Source organism: Paraburkholderia sp. SG-MS1, assembly GCF_012275575.1.
Lineage (GTDB): Bacteria > Pseudomonadota > Gammaproteobacteria > Burkholderiales > Burkholderiaceae > Paraburkholderia.
Genome location: NZ_NPIH01000131.1, coordinates 1 through 21184 on the forward strand (window position 1 = coordinate 1; position 21184 = coordinate 21184).

Annotated in this window: 16 protein-coding genes; 8 read left to right on the forward strand and 8 right to left on the reverse strand. The window is 64.6% G+C overall.

Annotated elements, in window-relative coordinates:
• Positions 1-512 (forward strand): DUF2867 domain-containing protein (locus tag CIC12_RS10015; protein WP_168663971.1); only part of this gene is annotated, 512 nt, incomplete at its 5' end.
• Between the two features lie 95 nt (positions 513-607).
• On the opposite strand, the gene CIC12_RS10020 is transcribed toward CIC12_RS10015, so the two are convergent.
• The 5 genes from CIC12_RS10020 to CIC12_RS10040 form a co-directional block, all read right to left on the reverse strand.
• On the reverse strand, positions 608-1429 hold the full coding sequence (locus CIC12_RS10020) for an alpha/beta fold hydrolase (RefSeq protein WP_168663972.1): 822 nt from the start codon (positions 1427-1429) through the stop codon (positions 608-610).
• Positions 1430-1960: 531 nt separating this feature from the next.
• Complete coding sequence (locus CIC12_RS10025; protein ID WP_168663973.1) at positions 1961-2713, reverse strand: IclR family transcriptional regulator; 753 nt, start codon at positions 2711-2713, stop codon at positions 1961-1963.
• Positions 2714-2730: 17 nt separating this feature from the next.
• The gene (locus CIC12_RS10030; protein WP_168663974.1) at positions 2731-3897 is read right to left on the reverse strand and encodes an acyl-CoA dehydrogenase family protein; all 1167 of its coding nucleotides are present in this window, start codon (positions 3895-3897) and stop codon (positions 2731-2733) included.
• A gap of 40 nt (positions 3898-3937) precedes the next feature.
• On the reverse strand, positions 3938-5239 hold the full coding sequence (locus tag CIC12_RS10035; protein ID WP_168663975.1) for a CitMHS family transporter: 1302 nt from the start codon (positions 5237-5239) through the stop codon (positions 3938-3940).
• 186 nt (positions 5240-5425) lie between these two features.
• Positions 5426-6571: a CaiB/BaiF CoA transferase family protein gene (locus CIC12_RS10040; RefSeq protein WP_168663976.1), complete on the reverse strand. Its 1146-nt coding sequence runs from the start codon at positions 6569-6571 to the stop codon at positions 5426-5428.
• 411 nt (positions 6572-6982) lie between these two features.
• On the opposite strand from CIC12_RS10040, the gene CIC12_RS10045 reads away from it, so the two are divergent.
• From CIC12_RS10045 to CIC12_RS10060, 4 genes are all read left to right on the forward strand, one after another.
• On the forward strand, positions 6983-8395 hold the full coding sequence (locus CIC12_RS10045) for a cytochrome ubiquinol oxidase subunit I (RefSeq protein WP_168663977.1): 1413 nt from the start codon (positions 6983-6985) through the stop codon (positions 8393-8395).
• A 36-nt stretch (positions 8396-8431) separates the two neighbouring features.
• On the forward strand, positions 8432-9436 hold the full coding sequence (cydB, locus tag CIC12_RS10050; protein WP_168663978.1) for a cytochrome d ubiquinol oxidase subunit II: 1005 nt from the start codon (positions 8432-8434) through the stop codon (positions 9434-9436).
• A complete protein-coding gene (locus tag CIC12_RS10055) occupies positions 9411-9611 on the forward strand; it encodes a hypothetical protein (protein ID WP_168663970.1) in 201 nt (66 codons plus the stop codon). The genes cydB and CIC12_RS10055 overlap by 26 nt, the downstream gene beginning before the upstream one ends.
• Positions 9612-9939: 328 nt before the next feature.
• A complete protein-coding gene (locus CIC12_RS10060; protein ID WP_168663979.1) occupies positions 9940-10689 on the forward strand; it encodes a response regulator transcription factor in 750 nt (249 codons plus the stop codon).
• Between the two features lie 28 nt (positions 10690-10717).
• Here CIC12_RS10060 and CIC12_RS10065 read toward each other — a convergent pair whose 3' ends face one another.
• Positions 10718-12634, reverse strand: coding sequence for an ATP-binding response regulator (locus CIC12_RS10065; protein ID WP_168663980.1), 1917 nt, complete (start codon positions 12632-12634; stop codon positions 10718-10720).
• Positions 12635-13020: 386 nt separating this feature from the next.
• Here CIC12_RS10065 and CIC12_RS10070 point away from each other — a divergent pair, with 386 nt between their 5' ends.
• The 3 genes from CIC12_RS10070 to CIC12_RS10080 all read left to right on the forward strand — a co-directional run bounded on the left by CIC12_RS10070 (position 13021) and on the right by CIC12_RS10080 (position 18390).
• A complete protein-coding gene (locus tag CIC12_RS10070; RefSeq protein ID WP_168663981.1) occupies positions 13021-13812 on the forward strand; it encodes a hypothetical protein in 792 nt (263 codons plus the stop codon).
• Positions 13813-13992: 180 nt separating this feature from the next.
• Positions 13993-17412 (forward strand): alpha/beta fold hydrolase, encoded by a 3420-nt coding sequence (locus CIC12_RS10075; RefSeq protein WP_168663982.1) that lies wholly within the window; start codon positions 13993-13995, stop codon positions 17410-17412.
• Positions 17413-17607: 195 nt separating this feature from the next.
• On the forward strand, positions 17608-18390 hold the full coding sequence (locus CIC12_RS10080; RefSeq protein ID WP_168663983.1) for a substrate-binding domain-containing protein: 783 nt from the start codon (positions 17608-17610) through the stop codon (positions 18388-18390).
• 92 nt (positions 18391-18482) lie between these two features.
• Here the strand turns inward: CIC12_RS10080 and CIC12_RS10085 are convergent, their stop codons facing one another.
• Positions 18483-19919 carry an FAD-binding oxidoreductase gene (locus CIC12_RS10085; protein WP_174771994.1) on the reverse strand — a complete coding sequence of 479 codons (1437 nt, stop codon included), beginning with the start codon at positions 19917-19919 and terminating at the stop codon, positions 18483-18485.
• Positions 19916-20905 carry an isopenicillin N synthase family dioxygenase gene (locus CIC12_RS10090; RefSeq protein ID WP_168663984.1) on the reverse strand — a complete coding sequence of 330 codons (990 nt, stop codon included), beginning with the start codon at positions 20903-20905 and terminating at the stop codon, positions 19916-19918. Before CIC12_RS10090 ends, CIC12_RS10085 begins: the two co-directional genes overlap by 4 nt.
• Positions 20906-21184: the final 279 nt, after the last annotated feature.

Consider the following 21184-nt stretch of genomic DNA (forward strand, 5'->3'; position numbering starts at 1 on the left):
CCGTCGCCATGCCCGCCGAATCCGCGGTCACGCGTCTGTACCACGCGCCGGATCTCGCCGACGCGTACGCGGTCCGCCTGCCCGAGAACGCCATCGACGATCCGGAATTGCTGGCGCGCTTTGTTTTCGCGCATCAGGCGGGATGGGTCGGCAGACTGATGGGGTTGCGCGATGCGCTGGTCGCGCGCTTCGGACTCAAGACGGCGAAGCAGTTGCGCACGGAAGCAGCTGTCAGCTCGCGGGAGCGTGTCGACATCTTCAGGATCTACACGCGCAGTGCGCACGAAATCATCCTCGGTGAAAACGACAGTCATCTGGACTTCCGGGTGTCGGTGCTGCAGCAAACCCGTGAGACGCGGGACGGCCGTTCGCGCTATCTGGTGCTGTCCACGGTCGTGCATTGCCACAATGGGCTCGGGCGCTTCTATATTCTCGCGATCGCGCCGTTCCACCGGATGGTGGTGCGCTCGGCATTGCGTCGAGCGGCGCGCATGGGCTGGCCGACTGCGTGAAGGAGGTTGGAAGTTGAGGCTTTCGCGGCGCGGCGCGCCGTTCATCACGCGCCCGCGCCGCCTCTTCTCACGCACTCAAGTGCGTCATCGCATCGTCACGAGCCGATGAACTCCAGCAGATCAGCATTCACCTTGTCCGCCTCGACGGTGCACATGCCGTGCTGGCCGCCCGCATAGACCTTGAGCGTCGCGTCCTTCACGATCTTCGCGGTCTGGCGGCCCGCTGCATCGATCGGCACGATCTGGTCGTCGTCGCCATGCAGCACCAGCGTCGGCACGTCGATCTTCTTCAGATCCTCCGTGTAGTCGACTTCGGAGAACTGCTTGATGCAGTCGTACAGGCCTTTGATCGAGCCAGCCATCCCCTGCGCCCAGAACGAGTCGATCACCCCTTGCGAGACTTTCGCGTTCGGCCGGTTGTAGCCGTAGAACGGCAGCGCCAGGTCCTTGAAAAACTGCGAACGGTCATCGACCACGCCCTTGCGGATCCCGTCGAACACGTCGATCGGCGTGCCGTTCGGATTATTGTCGGTCTTCAGCATCAGCGGCGGCACCGCGCCGATCAGCACGGCCTTCGCGACGCGCTGCGTGCCATGCCGGCCGATGTAGTGCGCGACTTCCCCGCCACCGGTCGAATGGCCGACGAGCGTCGCATCCTTCAGGTCGAGCTGTTCGATCAGCGCGGCGAGATCGTCGGCATAGGTATCCATGTCGTTGCCGTCCCACGGCTGCTCCGAGCGGCCGTGCCCGCGACGGTCGTGCGCGATCACCCGAAAGCCCTTGCTGCCGAGAAACAGCATCTGCGCGTCCCACGCGTCCGCGGTCAACGGCCAGCCGTGCGAGAACACGACCGGGCGACCCTTGCCCCAGTCCTTGTAGAAAATTGCGGTACCGTCTTTCGTCTTGATCGTGCTCATCTGTTGACTCCTGGTGGGTGAAGTCTGCCGTCGCCGGCAGGTGGATGATGCCTGTCGTGAAACCATGACGCGGCGCATGACGGGACGCCCGTTCAGCACGGCCTGCCCTGCACTGCCTGTTCATGACGGATTCGCGACGCGCTCCGCGGCCTGGCTCGCGGGCGTGTCAACGTGACTATTCGAAACGAATAACGGGAATGACGACTTGATGGCTACGCGGCGCGCGTGCCGCTCGAGCGTGCGCTTGCTCGAGAACGCCGACAACTGGCTGCTTGCATGGTAGAGGCAAAGCGATTCATTGGCTAGCCGGTGACCCGGTGGAAGTCGGTTCCGGATCGGCTAATTGTCGGTTGATGACGGGTTGGGCAGGCGCTCCCTATGGGCCCTTTGCGGCGTGAGGTGTGCGGGGTTGCTCGCACTGAATGCGGGCGTTGCACGCGAGCCGCGCGCGTTCAGTGTTGCTGAGGGACACCGGGCGATCGAACGGTCGGCAGACCGGCAATTGCCGAAACCCACCCCAGCGCCGACAAGCTATTCCACCTGCTCCTGCTGTTCCTGCACTTCGATCGCCTGCTTCACACGCAGCAATTGAGCGGCATGCGCCTTCTGATCTTTCTGGATGCGCTCGGTCGGCCCCACCACCGACAGCCCGTACCACTCGCCACCGACCCTCACCGCCACCGCAATCGCCGACAGCTCCGGCGCACTCTCGCCGAGATTCGCGCACCAGCCCTGTGCTCGCGCCGCCGCCGCTTGGGCGACGAGCGCGGGCAGATCGGCCACGGTCGCCGCCGTAAAACGTTCGAACGACAGTTGTGCACCGAGCGCCTGCTGCGCGCTCGAGTCCAACTCGCCGAAAATCGCTTTGCCGATCGAGTTCGCATACAAGGGCCGCAACTCGCCGGGCGCGCGCGTGTAGCGAATCGCCTTGGTCGACTCCACGACGTCGAGATACACCACGGCGGCGCCCTGAATCTTGCCGAGCACCGCGGTCTCGCCGCTCGCGTCGCGCAACTCGATCAGGCGCGGATGCACGATCTCGACCACCGGATCGACCGCATTGATCGCACTGGCGAGCATCTGCAAGCGCCGCGTCGGATAGTAGCCGCCGCGCTTTCTCACCTCGACCAGATAGCCGCGGCTCACCAGCGTGCGCGCCAGCGCGAGACAGCTCGACACCGGCACGTTCAGCAGACGCGCGAGTTCGGTCAGCGGCAGCGGCCGTTGCTCGGCGGCGAACAATTCGAACAGATCCAGCGTGCGGGCAACGAGTTTGACATCCATGGCGGTCGGGAGATACGTCAATACGACTTCGGCAGGCCCAGCACTTTCTCCGCGATGAAACACAGAATCATCTGTGGACTCACGGGTGCGAGCCTCGGAATCATACACTCCCGCAAATACCGTTCGACGTGATATTCCTTCGCGTAGCCCATCCCGCCGAGCGTGGCGATCGCGGTCTGGCACGACTGGAACGCGGCTTCCGCGGCGAGGTATTTGGCGGCGTTGGCTTCGGCGCCGCACGGCTTGCCGGCGTCGTACAGCGAGGCCGCCTTGAACACCATCAGGTTGGCCGCTTCGAGCTGCATCCACGCCTGCGCAAGCGGATGCTGGATCGCCTGGTTCTGGCCGATTGGCCGGCCGAACACGACGCGCTCATTCGCGTACTGCGTCGCGCGCCGCAACGCCGCCTGCCCGAGTCCGACCGCTTCGGCGGCAATCAGGATCCGCTCCGGATTCAGCCCGTGCAGCAGATAGCGGAAACCCGCGCCTTCGTCGCCGATGCGGTCTTCGAGCGGCACGCGCAGATTGTCGATGAACAGCATGTTCGAATCGACCGCCTTGCGGCCCATCTTCTCGATCTCGCGCACTTCCACCCGCTCGCGATCGAGGTCGGTATAAAACAGCGTGAGGCCATCGGTTGGTTTCGCGCACTGATCGAGCGGCGTGGTGCGTGCGATGATCAGCATCCTGTTGGCGACCTGCGCGGTCGAAATCCAGATCTTGCGGCCGCTCAGCACGTAATGGTCGCCCTCGCGCACGGCCTGGGTCTTCAGATGCGTGGTGTCGAGACCGGCGTCGGGTTCGGTTACCGCGAAGCAGGCCTTGTCGCGGCCCTCGATCAGCGGCGGCAGAAAGCGCCGCTTCTGCGCGTCATTGCCGAACACCTGCACCGGGTTCAGACCGAAGATGTTCATATGCACCGCCGACGCACCCGACAACCCGGCGCCCGAGCCGCTGATCGTGCGCATCATCAGCGCGGCTTCGGTCATGCCGAGCCCCGCGCCGCCATACTCCGGCGACATCGCGATGCCAAGCCAGCCCGCCTCGGCCAGCGTGCGGTGAAAGTCGTGCGGAAAACCGCCTTCGCGGTCTTTCGCGAGCCAGTACTCGTCGTCGTAACGTTCGCAGAGTTTTTCGATGGCGGCCTGGATCGACTGCTGGTCGTCGGTGAATTCGAAGTTCATGGCAATGTCCTGTGGAATATCCGCGCGTCACGCCGCGCGCTCATAACGGAAATACGCTGACCAGCACCGCGGTAACAACCATGATGACGGTGGCGGCGAAAAGAAACGGAATCGTGAACTTCTGATGCTCGGCGAGTTCGACGCCGGTCAGCCCGACGATCAGAAAGGTCGCGGGCGTCAGCGGGCTGACCGGAAAACCGGTCGTCATCTGCCCGAGCAAGGCGGCTTGCGCCATCTGGATCGGCGGCACGCCGAGCAGCTTGCCGCTTTCCGCGAGAACCGGCAGGATACCGAAATAAAACGAGTCGGGATCGAACAGCAGGCTAAGCGGCATCGACACGAGCCCGAGCACGAACGGCATGTGGCGCGCATGCTCGACCGGCACGTGCTGCACCATGACCTGCGCCATCGCCGTGAGCATGCCGGTGCCGGACATGATGCCGGTGAACGCGCCCGCTGCGAGCAGCACGCTCGCCATCATCAGCGCGGCCTTGGCGTGCGCGTCGATGCGCTCGCGCTGCTGCCTGACATCCGGATAGTTGATGATCAGCGCCGCGACGGTGCCGAGCATGAACATCACCATCGGATCGACGATGCCCCACACGAGCGTGACCAGCACGACCAGCGTCAAGACGATGTTGATCCAGAAACGGCCTGGGCGCCGCAAAGCCTGCTCCGCCGCGCTCAGCTCGCGCGGCGTTACCGCGACCGACGCGGCACTCGCGCGATCGAGGCCGAGACGCTTCTCTTCACGCTTGCCGAGCATGTACGCCGTGCCGAACACGAAGATCAGGCCGACGATCTGCACCGGAATCATCGGATAGAAAATCACCGTGCCGGGGATGTGCAGCGCGGCCGACGCGCGCAGCATCGGCCCCACCCACGGCAGAAAATTCACGCCCGCAGCCATCGAGGTGACGCAAGCGAGAATCCGCTTGTCGATGCCGAGACGCGTGTACAGCGGCAACATCGCCGGTAGCGTCACGAGGAAGGTCACCGCGCCGGAGCCGTCGAGATGAATCAGCAGCGCGAGCAAGGCCGAGCCCATCACGATGCGTGTCGGATGACAGCCCACCACCCGCAACACGCCATTGATGATCGGATCGAGCATGCCCGCATCCGTCAGGATGCCGAAGAACAGAATTGCAAATACGAACATGCCCGCCACCGGACCGATATTCTGCACGCCGTGCACGATGTATTTGCCCGTCGTAAGGCCGAAGCCCGCCACGAGCGCGGCCACGATCGGCACGACGATCAACGCGACGAGCGGCGACAGGCGCTTCGTGATGATCAGGCCGAACAGCGCGACGATCGCGACCGTGCCGATCAGCGCGAGCATGGGAAGGCTCCTCGTGCACGGTGGTTTTCGTCATCGGCGGATGCTGCGAACGTTGCCGGCGAGCGCCGTCCTGCATGATTCATGCACATGCTGTCTCCTTCGCGGCATGGGCCGCGCTGTGTTGTAGCGAGATGGAAAGCCGATGAAGCGCAAGCGCCCCAGGCCGACTCAAACCGATGGCAACCGTCAGCCGTCCGCCGGCGGCGCGCCGAACACCTGCCCGGCATGCTCGTTCAGCGCAGGCGGCGCACTGCGATAGGTGGCGGGCGTACGGCTTAGCTTGATCGGCGACGCAATGCCTTTGTACGAGCCCAACGCGACCCGCATCGCGCGATGCGCCGTATGCGGATGCTCCAGCGCCGCACCGAGGCCGAGCACCGGTGCGCACGGCACGCCGCGCCGGATCAGCGTATCGGCGAGCAGTTCGCCCTCCCATTCGGCAAAGCGCGCCTCCAGCTCCGCGCGCAATTCGCGGCGATGCGCACTGCGCTCCCGGTTGCTGGCGAAGCGCACATCGGCGGGCAGAGACGGTGTGTCGATCACCGCGCACAGTTGCGCGAACTGCGCGTTGTTGCCGACCGCCAGAAAAATATCGACGCTGCCGGTATGGAACATGTCGTACGGCGTGATGTTCGGATGCGCGTTGCCGCTGCGCTGCGGCTCGTCGCCCGAGTAGAACCAGTTCGGTGTATGCGGATGCAGGATCGACAACGCGCTATCGAACAGCGTGGATTCGACGAACTGGCCGCGTCCGCTCGTCTCCCGTTCTCGCAGCGCCATCAGAATGCCGAGCGCCGCGTTCAGGCCCGTGACGAGATCGACGATCGGCACGCCGATGCGCAACGGCGCGCCGCCGGCTTCGCCGTTCACGCTCATCAGCCCGGTGAGGGCCTGCACCGCCGCGTCGTAGCCCGGCAATGCGCCCAGCGGGCCGTCCGCGCCGAAGCCCGACACGCGGCAATGCACGAGCCGGGGAAAGCGCGCCTGCAACGCGTCGTAGCCGAGCCCCCAGCGCTCCAGCGTGCCGATCTTGAAGTTCTCGACCAGCACGTCGGCCGTGTCGAGCAGATGCAGCAGCTTCGCACGTTCGCTTTCCTGCGCCAGATCGAGCGCCACCCCTCGTTTGTTGCGGTTCACGCCGAGGAAGTACGACGCCGTGTCGCCGTCGAACGGCGGGCCCCAGGTGCGGGTTTCGTCGCCATGGGGCGGCTCGACCTTGATCACGTCCGCGCCGTGGTCGGCGAGGATCTGCGTGCAATACGGACCGCCCAGCACGCGTGACAGATCGACGATGCGAAGGCCCGCGAGCGAACCTGGGGTGAGATTGAGCAAGGCTTGTCTCCTGTGGGCCGACTGAAGAAGCAGCGGCTTTTAATTCCTGTATGTGAATAAAACTTTATGCTCAGGAAATACCGAAGTCAAGCGGGTCGCGGGCAAACACCAGGGCCGAGCCCGTGCGAAGGCGACGAGGCCCATTGCTGCGGCGCGGTCGATTGACGCAGTCGAGGTGCGCACGCGCAGAGTTCACGCGCGAAGACAGTCAGGAAAACTTGATACCCATCAATGGTTTGTCGCTTACAAACACAAAAACGGCTTAAAACAAGGCGGTTTTTTGACGCACGTCGCGGCGCAGCAAAATTGTTCCCGATCCCCTACCCTTTGCGCCATCTGCAGCCGCAGTGCGCACCGACACCGGTCGACGCGCGTAGTCCGCTCTCGCGGCCATCACGCACAAACACGCTCATGAACTCCGCAATATCGGCATTCGATCTCGCCCGCATTCAATTCGCGTTCACCGTCTCTTTTCACATCGTGTTTCCGGCGCTCAGCATCGGTCTCGCCAGTTTCATCGCCGTCCTCGAATGGCGCTGGCTGAAGACCGGCAAGGCGTACTACAAAGATCTTTGCCTGTTCTGGTCGAAAATCTTCGCAGTGGCCTTCGGCATGGGCGTCGTCTCCGGCGTCGTGATGAGCTATCAGTTCGGCACCAACTGGTCGGGCTTCTCCAGTTTCGCGGGCCCCGTCACCGGGCCGTTGCTGATGTACGAGGTGATGACCGCTTTCTTTCTCGAAGCGGGCTTCCTCGGCATCATGCTGTTCGGCTGGCAGCGCGTGAGTCCGCGCGCGCACTTCGGCGCCACGCTGATGGTCGCCGTCGGCACGCTGATCTCGACCTTCTGGATTCTCGCTTCCAATAGCTGGATGCAAACGCCGCAAGGTTTCGAAGTCGTGAACGGCCACGTCGTGCCGCTCGACTGGCTCAAGATCATCTTCAACCCGTCGTTCCCGTACCGGCTCGCGCATATGGCGCTCGCGGCGTTCATCGTCGCGGGGCTGGTGGTGGCGGCCGTGGGCGCATGGCATCTGTTGCGCGGACGGCGCGATCCGGCAGTGAAGAAAATGTTCTCGATGGCGCTGTGGCTGCTGTTGATTCTCACGCCGATCCAGGCATTCGTCGGTGATCAGCACGGTCTGAACACGCGCGAATATCAGCCGGCGAAGATCGCCGCGATCGAAGGTCTCTGGGATACCGAAAAAGGCGGTACCGCGCTGAACCTGTTCGGCATTCCCGATATGAAGGCGCAGACCACGCGCTACGCGGTGTCGATTCCGCACCTGGGCAGCCTCATCCTCACGCATAGCTGGGACGGCGAGATTCGCGGCCTCAAGGAATTCCCGCCGCAGGATCGTCCGAACTCGACGGTGGTGTTCTGGAGCTTTCGCATCATGGCCGGGCTCGGCGTTCTGATGATCGCGATGTCGCTCGCCGCCTGGGCGCTGCGCCGCCGCGGACGTCTGTTCGAATCGAAGTGGTTCCAGCGCTTTGCCGTCGCGATGGGCCCGACCGGGTTCATCACGCTGCTGGCCGGCTGGGTCACCACCGAAGCGGGCCGCCAGCCGTGGGTCGTGTACGGCGTGATGCGCACCTCGCAGGCCGTGTCGCCGCTGACCGCGCAGCAGGTGGGCATCTCGTTGATGGCCTTCGTGGTCGTCTACTTCCTCGTCTTCGGCACTGGCATCTACTACATGCTCAAGCTGATGCGCTCGGGCCCGGCGTTGCCGGGACACACGCCGCACGGCGTGCCGCGCCACGAGCCGAATCAAACCGCGCGCCGTCCACTGTCCGCCGCCGATCAGATGATCGACGCCGCGTAAGCGCAACCCTCACCCGAACCACTTGCGAGAAAGAAAATGGATGTAACCGTCGTGTGGGCCGCGATCATCGCGTTGGGCCTTTTCATGTACGTCGTGCTGGACGGCTTCGATCTGGGCATCGGCATCGTGTTCCCGTTCTTCCCCGACGAGAAGGAACGCGACCTGATGATGAACACCGTCGCGCCGGTGTGGGACGGCAACGAGACCTGGCTCGTGCTCGGCGGCGCCGCGCTGTTCGCGGTGTTTCCGGTGGTGTATTCGACCGTGCTGTCCGCGCTGTATCTGCCGCTGATCTTCATGCTGGTGTGTCTGATCTTTCGCGGCGTGTCATTCGAGATTCGCGCCAAGGCCAATCGCACGAAGCATCTGTGGGACCTCGCGTTCATCGGCGGCTCGGCGGGCGCGACATTCTTTCAGGGCATCGTGCTGGGCGCGTTCCTGCAGGGCATTCCGGTGATCGACGGCGGCTATGCCGGCGACGCGTTCGGCTGGCTTACGCCGTTCAGCCTGCTCACGGGCCTCGGCCTCGTCGTCACGTATGCATTGCTCGGCTGCTGCTGGCTGGTGGCGAAGACCGAAGGCGATCTGCAACGACGGCTGCACCGCGTGGTCTGGCCGCTCACGCTGGTGCTGCTCGGCTTCATCGCGATGGTCAGCCTGTGGACGCCGCTGCAGGACCCGACGATCGCGCAGCGCTGGTTCCACGACAACCTCTTCTACCGCCTGTTGCCGGTGCCGTTCCTCGTCGCGGTCTGCGCGTTCCTGATGCATCGCGCGGTGCGCGCGCGACATCACAACACGCCGTTCGTGCTCGCGCTGCTGCTCGTGCTGCTCGGCTACGCGGGGCTGCTGGTGAGCCTGTGGCCGTATGCGATTCCGTCGAGCATGACGCTGTGGGAAGCGGCCGCGCCCCGCGCGAGCCAGACTTTCACGCTGGTCGGCGCGGCGGTGATTCTGCCGATCATCATCGCCTATACGACGATGGGCTACTGGGTATTCCGAGGCAAGGTGCGCCATGACGACCAACATCACTATCACTAAGCAAACCGGCGGGCTTGGCCCGAACGGCACGCTGGCCGGCTCCCCGGCGCGGCGGCGCAAACTGCCTGGCTGGTTGTGGTTCATCGCGCTGTGGTGCTTCGGCGTGGCCTCGGCGATGTCGCTCGGTTTCGCCTTCAAACTGCTGATGAATGCGACGTTATTTGCCGTCAAATAGACGCGGCCGGCACGCCCTTTCATCCTCCGCGCATAGCCTGTTCGATCTTGCGCGAGAGATTCAAAAAAAGGCTCGCGCGGCTCGTCTACGTAGCAAGCCGGAACCTATGCGCGGGAGACCTGCCTTACACATCACGTGGCGCATCGAACCAGCCGGCGAGTACCCATAGCGCGCCACCAACGCGGCCAGCCGGAAGGCGCGCCGCGCCCCTGACCGGCGCAGGAAACGCGGGGTAGCCGACCATGATGCGGTTCACGAGAACAGAAGTAAAACGAGATCCCACAACGGCGGTAGTCCACAACGGGCAGGCCCGACTCGCGGAGACATCATGAAGTTTCTTGTGGCCGACGACCATGAACTGATCCGGCAAGGCGTCAAGGGCATGCTGCGCGGTTTCGATCCCGACGCCCAGTTCGACGAAGCCGATAGCTGGGAAACCCTCGCCACCGCCGCACGGCCCGACGCCGATCACGATCTGGCGATCGTCGATCTGCACATGCCTGGCATGACCGGCGCGTCGTCGCTTGAAGTGCTGTTGAAGGCGAACCCGGCGCTACCGGTGGTCGTGCTGTCCGCCGAGGAATCGCCGGACGAAATGCGCGCGGTGCTAGCCGCAGGCGCGCTCGGCTTCGTGCCGAAGCGGCAGCCCGCGAGCGTGATGCTCAAGGCGATTGAACTCGTGCTGTCGGGCGGCGCTTATGTGCCGATGGAAGCGCTCAGCCTGCTCGGCTCGCGTGATGCGCAGGGGGCGGTGGCAGGCGCCGGTTCGGCTGCGCCATCCGCTGCACAGGCGGCGCCCGGTCAGGGGGGCGCCGCGCTGACCGAGCCGCTCACCCAGGTGCCCGCCTTGCAGCCGCATCAGCAGCATCTGCTGGAAAACCTGTCGCCACGTCAGCAGGACATCATGCGGCTCGTGCATCGCGGCTGGACCAACAAGATGATCGCTCGCGACCTGGGCGTCGCCGAGGGCACGGTCAAGGTGCATCTGTCGGTGATTTTCCGGGCGCTCGGCGTGCACAACCGGTCGACCGCGATTGCGGTGGTCAACGGCTGGCTGGAAGCGGGGAAGACTTTGTAGGCCCGGGCTGACTCACGCTGCCGTCTTCCTACTTCTGCGGTTCGCTCCTGGAGCGCGGCTGCGAGCCGCCGGCCGCGCCTCGCGATGAACCTCCCGCATCGCCTGCCGCGTCATGCGCCACGCCCGCATCGCCACCCGCCCCGCCCTCGCGCAACGCAGGCGTCGCCACCGCCCGTCCCCGATCCAGCTCCGCCTGCTGCCACAGCATTTCCAGCGTGCGTCGCAAACGCGCGGGCGTCACCGGCTTATGCAGCACCGGAATGCCTTGCAACGCGAGCGCCGCCAATTCCGCCGAGGCCATGTCGCCGGTAATCAGCAGGGTCACCACGTTCTCATGGCCTGCGCGCGCGAGCACGCCGCGCACCGCCGTCAGCGCCTGCGCGCCGGTGCGGTGATGCGCGAGCTGGTAATCGCACAGCACCGCATCCGGCACGAAACCGCTGGCGAGCGCTGCAAGCGCCTCGGCCTCGTCACGCGCGCCGAGCACGTCGCAACCCCAGCGCCCCAGCAGACTCGCGAGGCCTTCGAGGATCGACGGTTCATCGTCGATACACAGCACGCGCCGCCCTTGCGCCGACGGACCGCCCGCGACCGCTTCGTTCAGGCTAGCGACGATGCCGCCGGCGTCGCCCGCCTGTACCGGAATGCGGAACACCGACCCGCGTCCGGGCGCGGAACGCAGTTGCAGCTCGCCGCCGAGCATCCCGACCAGACGCTTCACCGTCGGTAAGCCGAGACCGTGGCCCTGGCGCGCGTCGCGCTGTGGATTGGCGACCTGATAGAACTCTTCGAAAATGCGCTCGTGCTCGTCGGCCGGAATGCCGATACCCGAATCGCGCACCTCGATATAGCCGCCCGTCTGCCGCCCCGCGCGGCGAAAGCCGAGCCAGATCGCGCCGTCCTCGGTATAGCGCACCGCGTTCGACAGCAGATTGCTCAGCACGCGCTCGAGCAGCACCGGGTCGTCGTGGACGACCATCGTGGTTGGCGCAATGCGTAACGCGAGCCCCTTCGCTGCAGCCTGCGGGCGGTACTGGCTACCCACCCGCTCGAACAGTTCGGAGAGCCGGAAGTGCAGGCGGATCACCTGCGTTGCGCCGCTTTCGAGCCGCGCGAGATCGAGCACCTGATTGAAGAGCTGATTCAAGGCCTCGACGTTGTAGACGATGTGCTCAGCGGTCTTCGCGTGCTGCGCGGGGGTGGCGGTGGCGTCGTTGAGCGACGCCGCGAGCAGGCCGATCGCGTGCAGCGGCTGGCGCAGATCGTGGCTCGCGGCCGCGAAAAAGCGCGTCTTCGCGAGGCTCGCCTCTTCGGCGACGTGTTTCTGCGCCGCCAGCGATTGCGCCAGGTACTGCTGATCGACCCGCGCCTGCACGACCTGGCGAAACAGCTTGCGATAGCTCATCGCGTAGACGTTGATCGCGCAGAAGAAAAACGCGAGGACGATCGCGAGTATGGTGCGGTCGAAGGTATGCGAGCCGAAGTGCAGCACGATCGATGGAAACAGCAGGAACGGAATGGCGGTCGAGAAGTTCAGCAGGTCGAATCCGTTCGACATGAACACCCCGGCCGCCAGCGTCACGAGCAGGACGGTGTGCAGCAGCGGCAAATCGCTCTGCGGGACCTGGAACGCGAACCACACCGCAAGGCCGGGTGCGCTGTACAACAACACGCCACGCAACGCGTGCAGGTAGATCCAGTCGCGCGGCGAGAAAAACTGCGGATAACGTCGATTGAGAATCCACAGCACGAGGCCGCCGCAATTGGCCGCCGCATAAAAGCCAAAACACGCGACGAACAGCGGCGGCGACGGAATTCTTGGCCAGTAGACCGCCACCAGCACCGCGATAGAAAACCAATGCGAAAAGAAGGCGATCGGGTCTTGCGCGTACAGCACGCGCACCAGGTCTTCGTCGATGGCACGCTGGATCGGGTCGGCCCGCATTGCGCGGTCTCCTTGGGCACGGCAACTTCGGTGAAGGGCGCGCGAGCCCGGCGCCGCGGGCAGCCCCAGCGGTACAGGCCGGGCGAGGCGCGCCGCAGGAAACGCTGCGGGCACGGCAGAGGGTCATGCAACACGGTACGGCGGTTGCGAGAGTCGGTTTTCCGCTGCTGCTGAGCGCCCTCTCGTCAGACGAATGACTGGTTTCTCGTCAGAAGGTTTACCCGGCAGTTTACCCATCGGCTACCACTTAATCCATATAGGCGAAGCGGTTGCCGCGACCCATACTGGACTCACGTTCCAGCGCGGCTTCTCCACTCCACCCTTCACTTGCCAGCCCGCAGCCAAGGCTCACCGCGCTCCTCGCCTTACCCCTGACGGAGGTTTTCATGGGCGCAGTTCCGAGCGACGAGTTCGTCCGCAATCTCGACGATGCGATCCTGCCCGATCTATGGCGCCGGCGCACCCGCCTGTCCGCGCACGAAATGGTGTCGATGGTCGAGCTGGTCAAGCGGGCGCTGCGCACCTATCACCCGCTGGAACTGCAGGCGCTCGGTGAGGACAAGGAAGAACTCGTCGCGCAGTTCATCTACGCGAAAGTACTGCGGCTCGCGCCGGGCCACACCGAGACCCGTGCCTGTGCCGACAGCGCGCCGTCGAACGGCTACGCGGTGTGCGCGTATTTCCGCCGCTATCTGATCGACTGTCTGCGCAGCGCGGGCCATCAACGCAACGTGTCGATGGAAAGCGAAGGCATGGCGCAGGAAATCGATCTGCGCGCTCATGCACTCGAAGACCCGGTGGAAAGCGTGCTGCTGCAATATGGCCTCGACGAACAGCGCGTGCGGCTCGCCGCGCGCGAGCTCATCGATGGTCTCGACGAGCCCGAGCGCATCGTGCTGGCTGGCAGCCTCGGCTGGTGCTCGGAAGGCAAAGGCGGCCTGTCGGCGGTCGCGGCTCAGCATCGGGTGCCCTCCTATCACTATCGCGCCGTCAAACTCGGCGTCACGATGAAAAAGACGGCTGGCGCCGAGGATTTTTCCGATACCAGGATCGGCCGCTGGCTCACCGAGGTGTTGGGGATCACCATCGACATCGACAATCGCGCGGCCATTCTGCTCGCACTGAATCTGCTCGCCGCCGAATCGAGCGACAGCGAAATGAATGAAGTGGCCGCATAAAAGAGACGAAGTGAGCGGCGTCGGCCGCACGCGACACGCCCTTCACATCGCGCATTGCGCACGCCACGCTTTTTTTGTCCCCCCGCACCACGTACGATAAAAAAGCCGCGGCCGCGCACCGTCTTCCTTCCGAAGTCCGGCGCTCCCTTCCCGCATTCGATTCCAGACGAGGTGGTCCTGATGAACCGCTTATCGAGCGCGCCGACGGCGCTGAAAGACCATTACGACGTGGTCGTGGTGGGTTCCGGCTACGGCGGCGCGATTGCCGCGAGCCGCATGGCGCGCGCCGGCCGCAGCGTGTGCGTGCTCGAACGCGGGCGCGAATTCATGGCCGGTGAATTTCCGCGCACGCCGTTTCAGGGCGCCGCGCAGATCCAGTACAACACCGCCGCCGCGCACATCGGCTCGCCGCTCGCGCTGCTCGAAGTGCACGTCAACGAAGACGTGAACGCGGTGGTCGGCTGCGGTCTGGGCGGCACCTCGCTGATCAACGCGAACGTCGCGCTCGAGGCCGACCCGCGCCTATGGGACGACCCGCGCTGGCCGGCCGCGCTGCGCGCCGACAAGACGGCCCGCGATCACGGCTATGCATTGGCCCGCGCGATGCTGCAACCGTCGGCGGTGCCCGCCACATTTCCCACGCTGCCGAAATTGCAGGCGCTCGAGAAATCGGCGCGGGCACTCGGCATGGCTGACCGCTTCAGCCGCCCGCCGATCACCGTCACCTTCACGACAGGCGCGAACGCCGCAGGCGTCGCTCAGAAAGCCTGCGTGGGCTGTGGCGATTGCAATTCGGGTTGCAACTACGAAGCGAAGAACTCGACCCACATGAATTATCTGCCCGATGCGCTCGCGCACGGCGCACAGATTTTCACGGGTGCCGCGGTGCATGCGGTGACGCGTGAGCCCGGCGCGCAGCGATGGAAAGTCGGCTTCCAGCTCGTCGCGCTCGGACGCGAAAGCTACGATGCGCCCGATCTGTTCGTGAGCGCCGACATCGTCATCGTGGCCGCCGGCACGATCGGTTCGACGGCGCTGCTGCTGCGCTCGCGCAAGGAAGGCCTGAGCAGCTCGGACATGCTCGGCCGGCACTTCACCGGCAACGGCGATGTGCTCGCCTTCGCCTACAACACCGACGATCCGATCAACGGTGTCGGCTGGGGCTCGCACGAAGAAGGCGAGATTGCGCCGGTCGGGCCGACCATCACAGGCCTGATCGACAATCGCAACACCGCGAACGTGAAAGACGGCTACGTGATCGAGGAAGGCTCGCTCGCGGGCCCGGTCGGCGCGGCGCTCGTCAGCATGCTCGGCGCGGCCGCGCCGCTCGAAGGCGTGGACGTGGGCGGACCGCGCTCACTGCATGAGCGGCTTGCCTATGACGCGCGCGTGATCGAGGGCCTGCTGCGCGGCCCGTACCACGGCGCGCTCCATCACACGCAAAGCTATCTGGTGATGGCGCACGATGACGAAAGCGGCCAGATCGGCATCGATGACAGAGGCCGCGCGCGCATCGCGTGGCAAAACGCGGGCCGCCAGCCGATCTTTCAAACGATCGAAGACGCGCTGAAACAGGCGACCGTGCCGCTCGGCGGCAAGTACCTTCGCAATCCGATTTCCACGGAGATCGTCGGCAACCGGACCGTCACCGTGCATCCGCTCGGCGGCTGCGGCATGGGTGAGGATGCCGAACGCGGCGTGGTCGATCACATGGGCCGCGTGTTCAGCGGCGCAGCGGGCAACGCGGTGCACGACGGCCTGTACGTGATGGACGGCGCGGTGATGCCGATGTCGCTCGGCGTCAATCCGCTGCTGACCATTTCCGCGCTCGCTGAACGCAATTGCGCGCTGCTCGCGGCCGCGCACGGCTGGTCGATCGACTATCAGTCCAAAGGCAGCGCCGCGACGCCACCTGCCGAAAAAATCGGCCTGCGATTCACGGAAACGATGGTCGGCACGTACACGCCGGTCGGCCCCGGCCTCACAGGCGACGCCGCCACGAGTCCGATCGGGTTCACGCTGACCGTCGAATCGGACGACCTCGCCGATATGCTTGGCAATCCGCAGCATCTCGCCCACACCGCCGGCACGCTGACCTGTGCCGCGCTCTCGGCTCAACCGATGACGATCACAGACGGCACGTTCAACCTGTTCGTCGTCGACGGTTCGGACGTGGACGAGCGCGACATGAACTACCGTATGACGCTCAATGCCGTCGATGGGAAAACTTACTACCTCACCGGCCAAAAGATCATCACGCGCACGTCACCGGTCAATCTGTGGGAGCAGACCAACACGCTCTATGCGGAGCTTCGCGCTGCGCCGCAAGCCGACGCGCCAGTGATAGGCAAAGCCACGCTGATCATCACGCCCGAGAACTTCCTCAAGCAGCAACGCACGCTCGAAGTGACCCATGCGCCCGATCTGGAGACCCGTCTCGAATGGACGCTGAAGTTCGGCAGATTCTTCGCGGGCGTGCTGTTCACCGAATACGGCGGTGTGGCCGCACCGTTGCAATACTTCGACCCGAAGACGACGCCGCGCCCGAAGCGTGCGCTGCGCGCGCCGGCGCCGCAAATCTTTTTCTTCGATACACCCGACGGCACGACGCTGCGGCTCACGCGCTACGTCGACCCTGCGCGTAAAACGGCGCGACCGGTGCTGCTGATTCACGGCTCGGGCGTGTCGAGCCGTATCTATTCGACCGATCTGATCGCGACCAACATGGTCGAGTACCTTTGCGCGGCCGGCTACGACGTGTGGCTCGTCGATCTGCGCGTCAGCATCGAAATGCCGAGCGTGCTCACGCCGACCAACGTCGACAAGGTGGCTCGCCAGGATATCCCCGCCGCGGTCGCGAAAATCCGCGAGCTGACCGGCGCGCAGCAGATACAGGCGGTCGGCCATTGCCTCGGCGGCCTCGCGTTGAGCATGTCGTTGCTGTCCGGACTCGAAGGGGTGCGCTCGGTAGTGATCTCTCAGGTGTCGACGCATCCGGTGCCGGGCACGTTGCAGAAGATCAAGGCCGGCCTGCATATCCCGGACATCATGCAGCATCTGAAGGTACGCGATCTCACCGCGTACGCGCAGGACGACACGTGGCCCGCGAACCTGCTCGACGAAGCGCTGCGGCTTTACCCGATCGATCATGACGAGGGCTGCAGCAACCCGATTTGCCATCGCGCGACCTTCCTGTACGGCCTGCTCTACGAGCATGAAAAACTCAACGAGACACTGCATGCGAATCTGCAGGAATTGTTTGGCGTGCATGACGTCGAGGTCTTCAAACATCTGGCGACGATGGTGCGCGCGGGCAAGGTCGTCGATGCCGACGGCAAGGATGTCTACCTCACAGGAACCGACGGCATGAAGGGGCTCGCGGGCATGCGCCTGCCGATCGGCTTCATCCACGGCGACAGAAACGAAACCTATCTGCCGCAAAGCACTGCGCTGACTTTCGACCTGCTCGTGAAGCACTTTCCCGAGCAGCCCTACGAGCGGCACCTGATTTCCGGTTATGGGCACATCGACTGTATCTTCGGCAAGAACGCGTCGGTGGATGTTTATCCGCTGATTGCGCGGTATCTCGACGCGCACTGACGGCGTTCGGGCGAAGCGCCGTTCGCCGCATCAACCCGGCCTGTTTCGTTCATGCACGCCGCCTGATCGCCGTGCACGGGTTCTCCTGCTGCTTCCGTTCAGGTATGGTTCATCCTGCGCGGCATCAGCGGCCGCAGGCTGCGCGCCGCGTTTCATTCCGCTTTCATCACCTTTCGCACTACCCTACCTATTCCGATGAAAATCTTCTTTCTGTCCATGTTGACCGCTGGGCTGCTAGGCAGCGCGGTCGCCGCCCCCAACGTGCGGGCGGCGGAGCTTCGCGTCATGAGTTCAGGCGGCTTCACCGCCGCCTACAAGCTGCTCGGCCCGCAGTTCGCGACCTCGACCGGCAATACGCTCGACACCATCCTCGGGCCGTCGATGGGCAAAGCGCCCGAAGCCATTCCCAATCGACTCGAACGCGGCGAAGCTGCTGACGTGGTCATCATGGTCGGCTACGCGCTCGACGACCTGATCAAACAGGGCAAGGTGATCCCGGGCTCGCGCGTCGAACTCGCGGATTCGCGCATCGGCATGGCGGTGCGCGACGGTGCGCCGAAACCGGACATCGGTTCGGTCGAGGCGTTGAAAGAGACCTTGCTGCATGCGAAATCGATCGCTTACTCGGACAGCGCGAGCGGCGTGTATATCCAGCGCGAATTGTTCAAACGCCTCGGTATCGAAGATCAGGTGAAGGCCAAGGCGACGATGGTGCCGAAGATCCCGGTCGCGTCGGTCGTCGCCAGCGGCGACTACGAAGTGGGCTTCCAGCAGGTCAGCGAATTGCTGCCGGTACAGGGCGCCACCTTCGTCGGGAAAATCCCGGAGTCGGTGCAATCGGTTACGCGATACGCAGCGGGCATTCCTGTCGGCGCGCAGCATCCGAAGGAAGCGAAGGCGTTGCTCGACTATCTCGCCTCGCCGGCTGCGCAGGCCACCGTCCGTTCGACCGGGCTCGACTCCGTCAGCACGCATTGACGATTCACGCGGCGCATGTCGGGCATGCCTAGGGTGTGTTCGCAACGCGCCGTGCGCTTTCCTGCATCTCTCGTCAACAAGGGCCCCCGCGCTCAGAACAGCTTTCCCGGATTCAGAATGCCATGCGGGTCCAGCGCCTGCTTGATCGCGGCCATTGCCGCCAACTCCGCCGGCGACCGAGAGATCGGCAGAAACTCGCGCTTGAGCAAGCCGATACCATGTTCCGCCGACACCGAGCCGTGCAACGGCCCGAGCATCTCATAGACGAACGCGTAAACCGCATGATGATCGACACCAGCGATCGAATGGCCGTCGACGGTTACATGCAGATTCGAATCGCCGATATGCCCGAAGAAATACGACGCGTTGCCGGGCCAGCGTCGTTCGAGCGCCGCGCGGCAACGTTCGACGAACGCGCCAATCTCGCCGATCGGCAGGCTCACGTCGAAGTTGATCGCGTCGAGGCGCACCGGAAACTCCGCGGTGCATTCGCGAATCGCCCACAGCGCGCGCGCGTCGGCCACCGATTGCGCGATCACCGCATCGCGGATCGCGCCCGCATCGAGCGCGTCGGCCAGTGCGGCGGACAAGCGTTCACCGTCGTCGCTCGCATCGAAGCTCGCGTGTTCGATCAGCGCGTAGAGCGGATGCGCGTCGGCGAACGGCGAACGCGCCCCAGTCAGCTTGACGCCGAAGTCGTAGAAGTCCGGCCACATGATCTCGAACGCGCCGATGTCGTTGCCGAAGCGAGTCGACAAACGGCGCAGCAGATTCACGGCGGCGTCGTAATGATCGAGTGCGACGAGCGCCGTATGACGCGCCGCGCGCTGTGGATGCAGCCGCAACACCGCGCGCGTCATCACGCCGAGCGTGCCTTCCGAGCCGATGAACCAGTGCTTCAGGTCATAGCCGGTGTTGTTCTTGACCATCTTGCCGAGCGACGTCAGCACGTCGCCATTGGCGAGCACGACTTCGAGACCGAGCACCTGATCGCGCGCGGTGCCCGACTGGATCACGCGATTGCCGCCCGCGTTGGTCGCGAGATTGCCGCCGATCTGGCATGAGCCGCGTGCGCCGAGATCGAGTGCGAGTTCGAAGCCGGCATCGGCGGCGGCTTCCTGCGCGGCCTGCAACGTGGTGCCGGCGCGCACGGTCAGCGTGGCCGATGCGGTGTCGATCTCTTCAACGCCGCTCAACCGTTCGAGCGACAGCGCGATATCCGTGGCGCGCGCGATTGCGCCGCCCGCGAGGCCGGTCATGCCGCCTTGCGGTACCACGGGCTGGTGCGCCGCGTGACAGATAGCGAGCGCGCGCGAGACCTCTTCGGTGGTGCGCGGCAAGAGCAGCGCAGCGGGACGCGTCGGGTCGTGACGCGTCCAGTCGGTCAGCGCGCGTTCGCCGATCTGTTCGCCGACGCGCACCGAGTCGTTGCCCAAGGCGGTGCGCAGTGCGTCGAGAGTCTGCGCGAGCGGCGCGGCGCCGTGAGTGTCTTCATGCGTTGTGCCATGCGTGCTGCCGAGATCTGTCATGCAGGGGTTCCTTGCGTTCCTTGAACAGCGTGTTTCTTCCGATAGCCCATCGAATCGTTGATGCGTCCGAGGATATAGTCGCCTGCGGCGACCGGCTGATACTTGAGTTCGGCGTCGCTCGCGCCAAGCTCGCGCGGATCGACCATCGCGCCGTAGGTCGGATCATAGAACGTTGCGATCGAATAGCGCTCGCGCCCCGACGCATTGATCACGCGATGCAGCGTGGAGCGAAAGCGGTCGTTGGTCCAGCGCGCCAGCAGATCGCCGACGTTCACGACGAAGCTGCCTTCGACCGGCGGCGCCTCGACCCATGTGCCGTTGGCGATCTCGCGCACCTGCAGGCCACCCACCTGATCCTGCCATAGCAACGTGATGCAGCCATAGTCGGTATGCGGCGCGACACCGAACTGATCTTCGTCCGACTGAGGAGGCTGCGGCGGATAGTAGACCATCTGCGTGCGCTGCATCCGTTTCGTATAACGCGGCGCGAAGAAGTTTTCGTCGACGCCGAGGCTTACCGCGACCGCGCGCAGCAGATCGGCGCCGCACGCCGCTACCGCTTCATAGTAGCCATACAGTGCGGGACGCAGCTCCGGCATGAAGTCCGGCCAGTTGTTCGGCCCGCGCAGGGCCTGGCCCGCGAGCACGTCGGGATCGTCTTCGGGCAACTCCAGGCCGATGCTGAAGAACTCCTTGTAGTCGGGCCGCTTCGCCTGATACATGGTGGCATCGCCAAGCGCATTGAAGCCGCGATGCCGATGATTGACGGCCGCGCGCCGCTTGGTCTCCGGTGGAAACGCAAAGAACCGGCGCGCCGCGGCGGCGGCGGCGTCGATCGACACTTGCGGCACGCCGTGATTGACGATGTAGAAGAAGCCGATCGTGGTACACGCTTCACGGATTTGCGCCGCGACTCGCTGCAAGGCCTGCGGCTCGCCCGCGCGCACGCCGGCGAAATCGATGATCGGAATGCGGGTGACGGGCATCGCGTTGCTCCCTGAAGGCCGGTTGAATCGACTGACGAAACACGCGCACACTGCGCCGCGTCGGGAGCGCGCCGAAGCATCGCGCGCCCGGTGCATTGCCGTTGTATATACCGCCAAAAGCGTACCCGCAAGCTGCATTTCATCCCTTCATATCAGGGCTTTTCTCTAGCTGAACGTTTATTTATTTTGCGCCAAAAACGCGGTATATACTGCCTCGCATGACTCGCGCCGACCCCGACGAACGCACCGTTTTCGCGCGACACCGCTTTGCCAACCGGA

Coding starts and splice junctions, on each gene's coding strand:
- CIC12_RS10020 (WP_168663972.1), bottom strand. CDS start 1,429: ATGAGCACGATCAAGACGAAAGACGGTACCGCAATTTTCTACAAGGAC.
- CIC12_RS10025 (WP_168663973.1), bottom strand. CDS start 2,713: ATGGATGTCAAACTCGTTGCCCGCACGCTGGATCTGTTCGAATTGTTC.
- CIC12_RS10030 (WP_168663974.1), bottom strand. CDS start 3,897: ATGAACTTCGAATTCACCGACGACCAGCAGTCGATCCAGGCCGCCATC.
- CIC12_RS10035 (WP_168663975.1), bottom strand. CDS start 5,239: ATGCTCGCGCTGATCGGCACGGTCGCGATCGTCGCGCTGTTCGGCCTG.
- CIC12_RS10045 (WP_168663977.1), top strand. CDS start 6,983: ATGAACTCCGCAATATCGGCATTCGATCTCGCCCGCATTCAATTCGCG.
- cydB (WP_168663978.1), top strand. CDS start 8,432: ATGGATGTAACCGTCGTGTGGGCCGCGATCATCGCGTTGGGCCTTTTC.
- CIC12_RS10055 (WP_168663970.1), top strand. CDS start 9,411: ATGACGACCAACATCACTATCACTAAGCAAACCGGCGGGCTTGGCCCG.
- CIC12_RS10060 (WP_168663979.1), top strand. CDS start 9,940: ATGAAGTTTCTTGTGGCCGACGACCATGAACTGATCCGGCAAGGCGTC.
- CIC12_RS10065 (WP_168663980.1), bottom strand. CDS start 12,634: ATGCGGGCCGACCCGATCCAGCGTGCCATCGACGAAGACCTGGTGCGC.
- CIC12_RS10070 (WP_168663981.1), top strand. CDS start 13,021: ATGGGCGCAGTTCCGAGCGACGAGTTCGTCCGCAATCTCGACGATGCG.
- CIC12_RS10075 (WP_168663982.1), top strand. CDS start 13,993: ATGAACCGCTTATCGAGCGCGCCGACGGCGCTGAAAGACCATTACGAC.
- CIC12_RS10080 (WP_168663983.1), top strand. CDS start 17,608: ATGAAAATCTTCTTTCTGTCCATGTTGACCGCTGGGCTGCTAGGCAGC.
- CIC12_RS10085 (WP_174771994.1), bottom strand. CDS start 19,919: ATGACAGATCTCGGCAGCACGCATGGCACAACGCATGAAGACACTCAC.
- CIC12_RS10090 (WP_168663984.1), bottom strand. CDS start 20,905: ATGCCCGTCACCCGCATTCCGATCATCGATTTCGCCGGCGTGCGCGCG.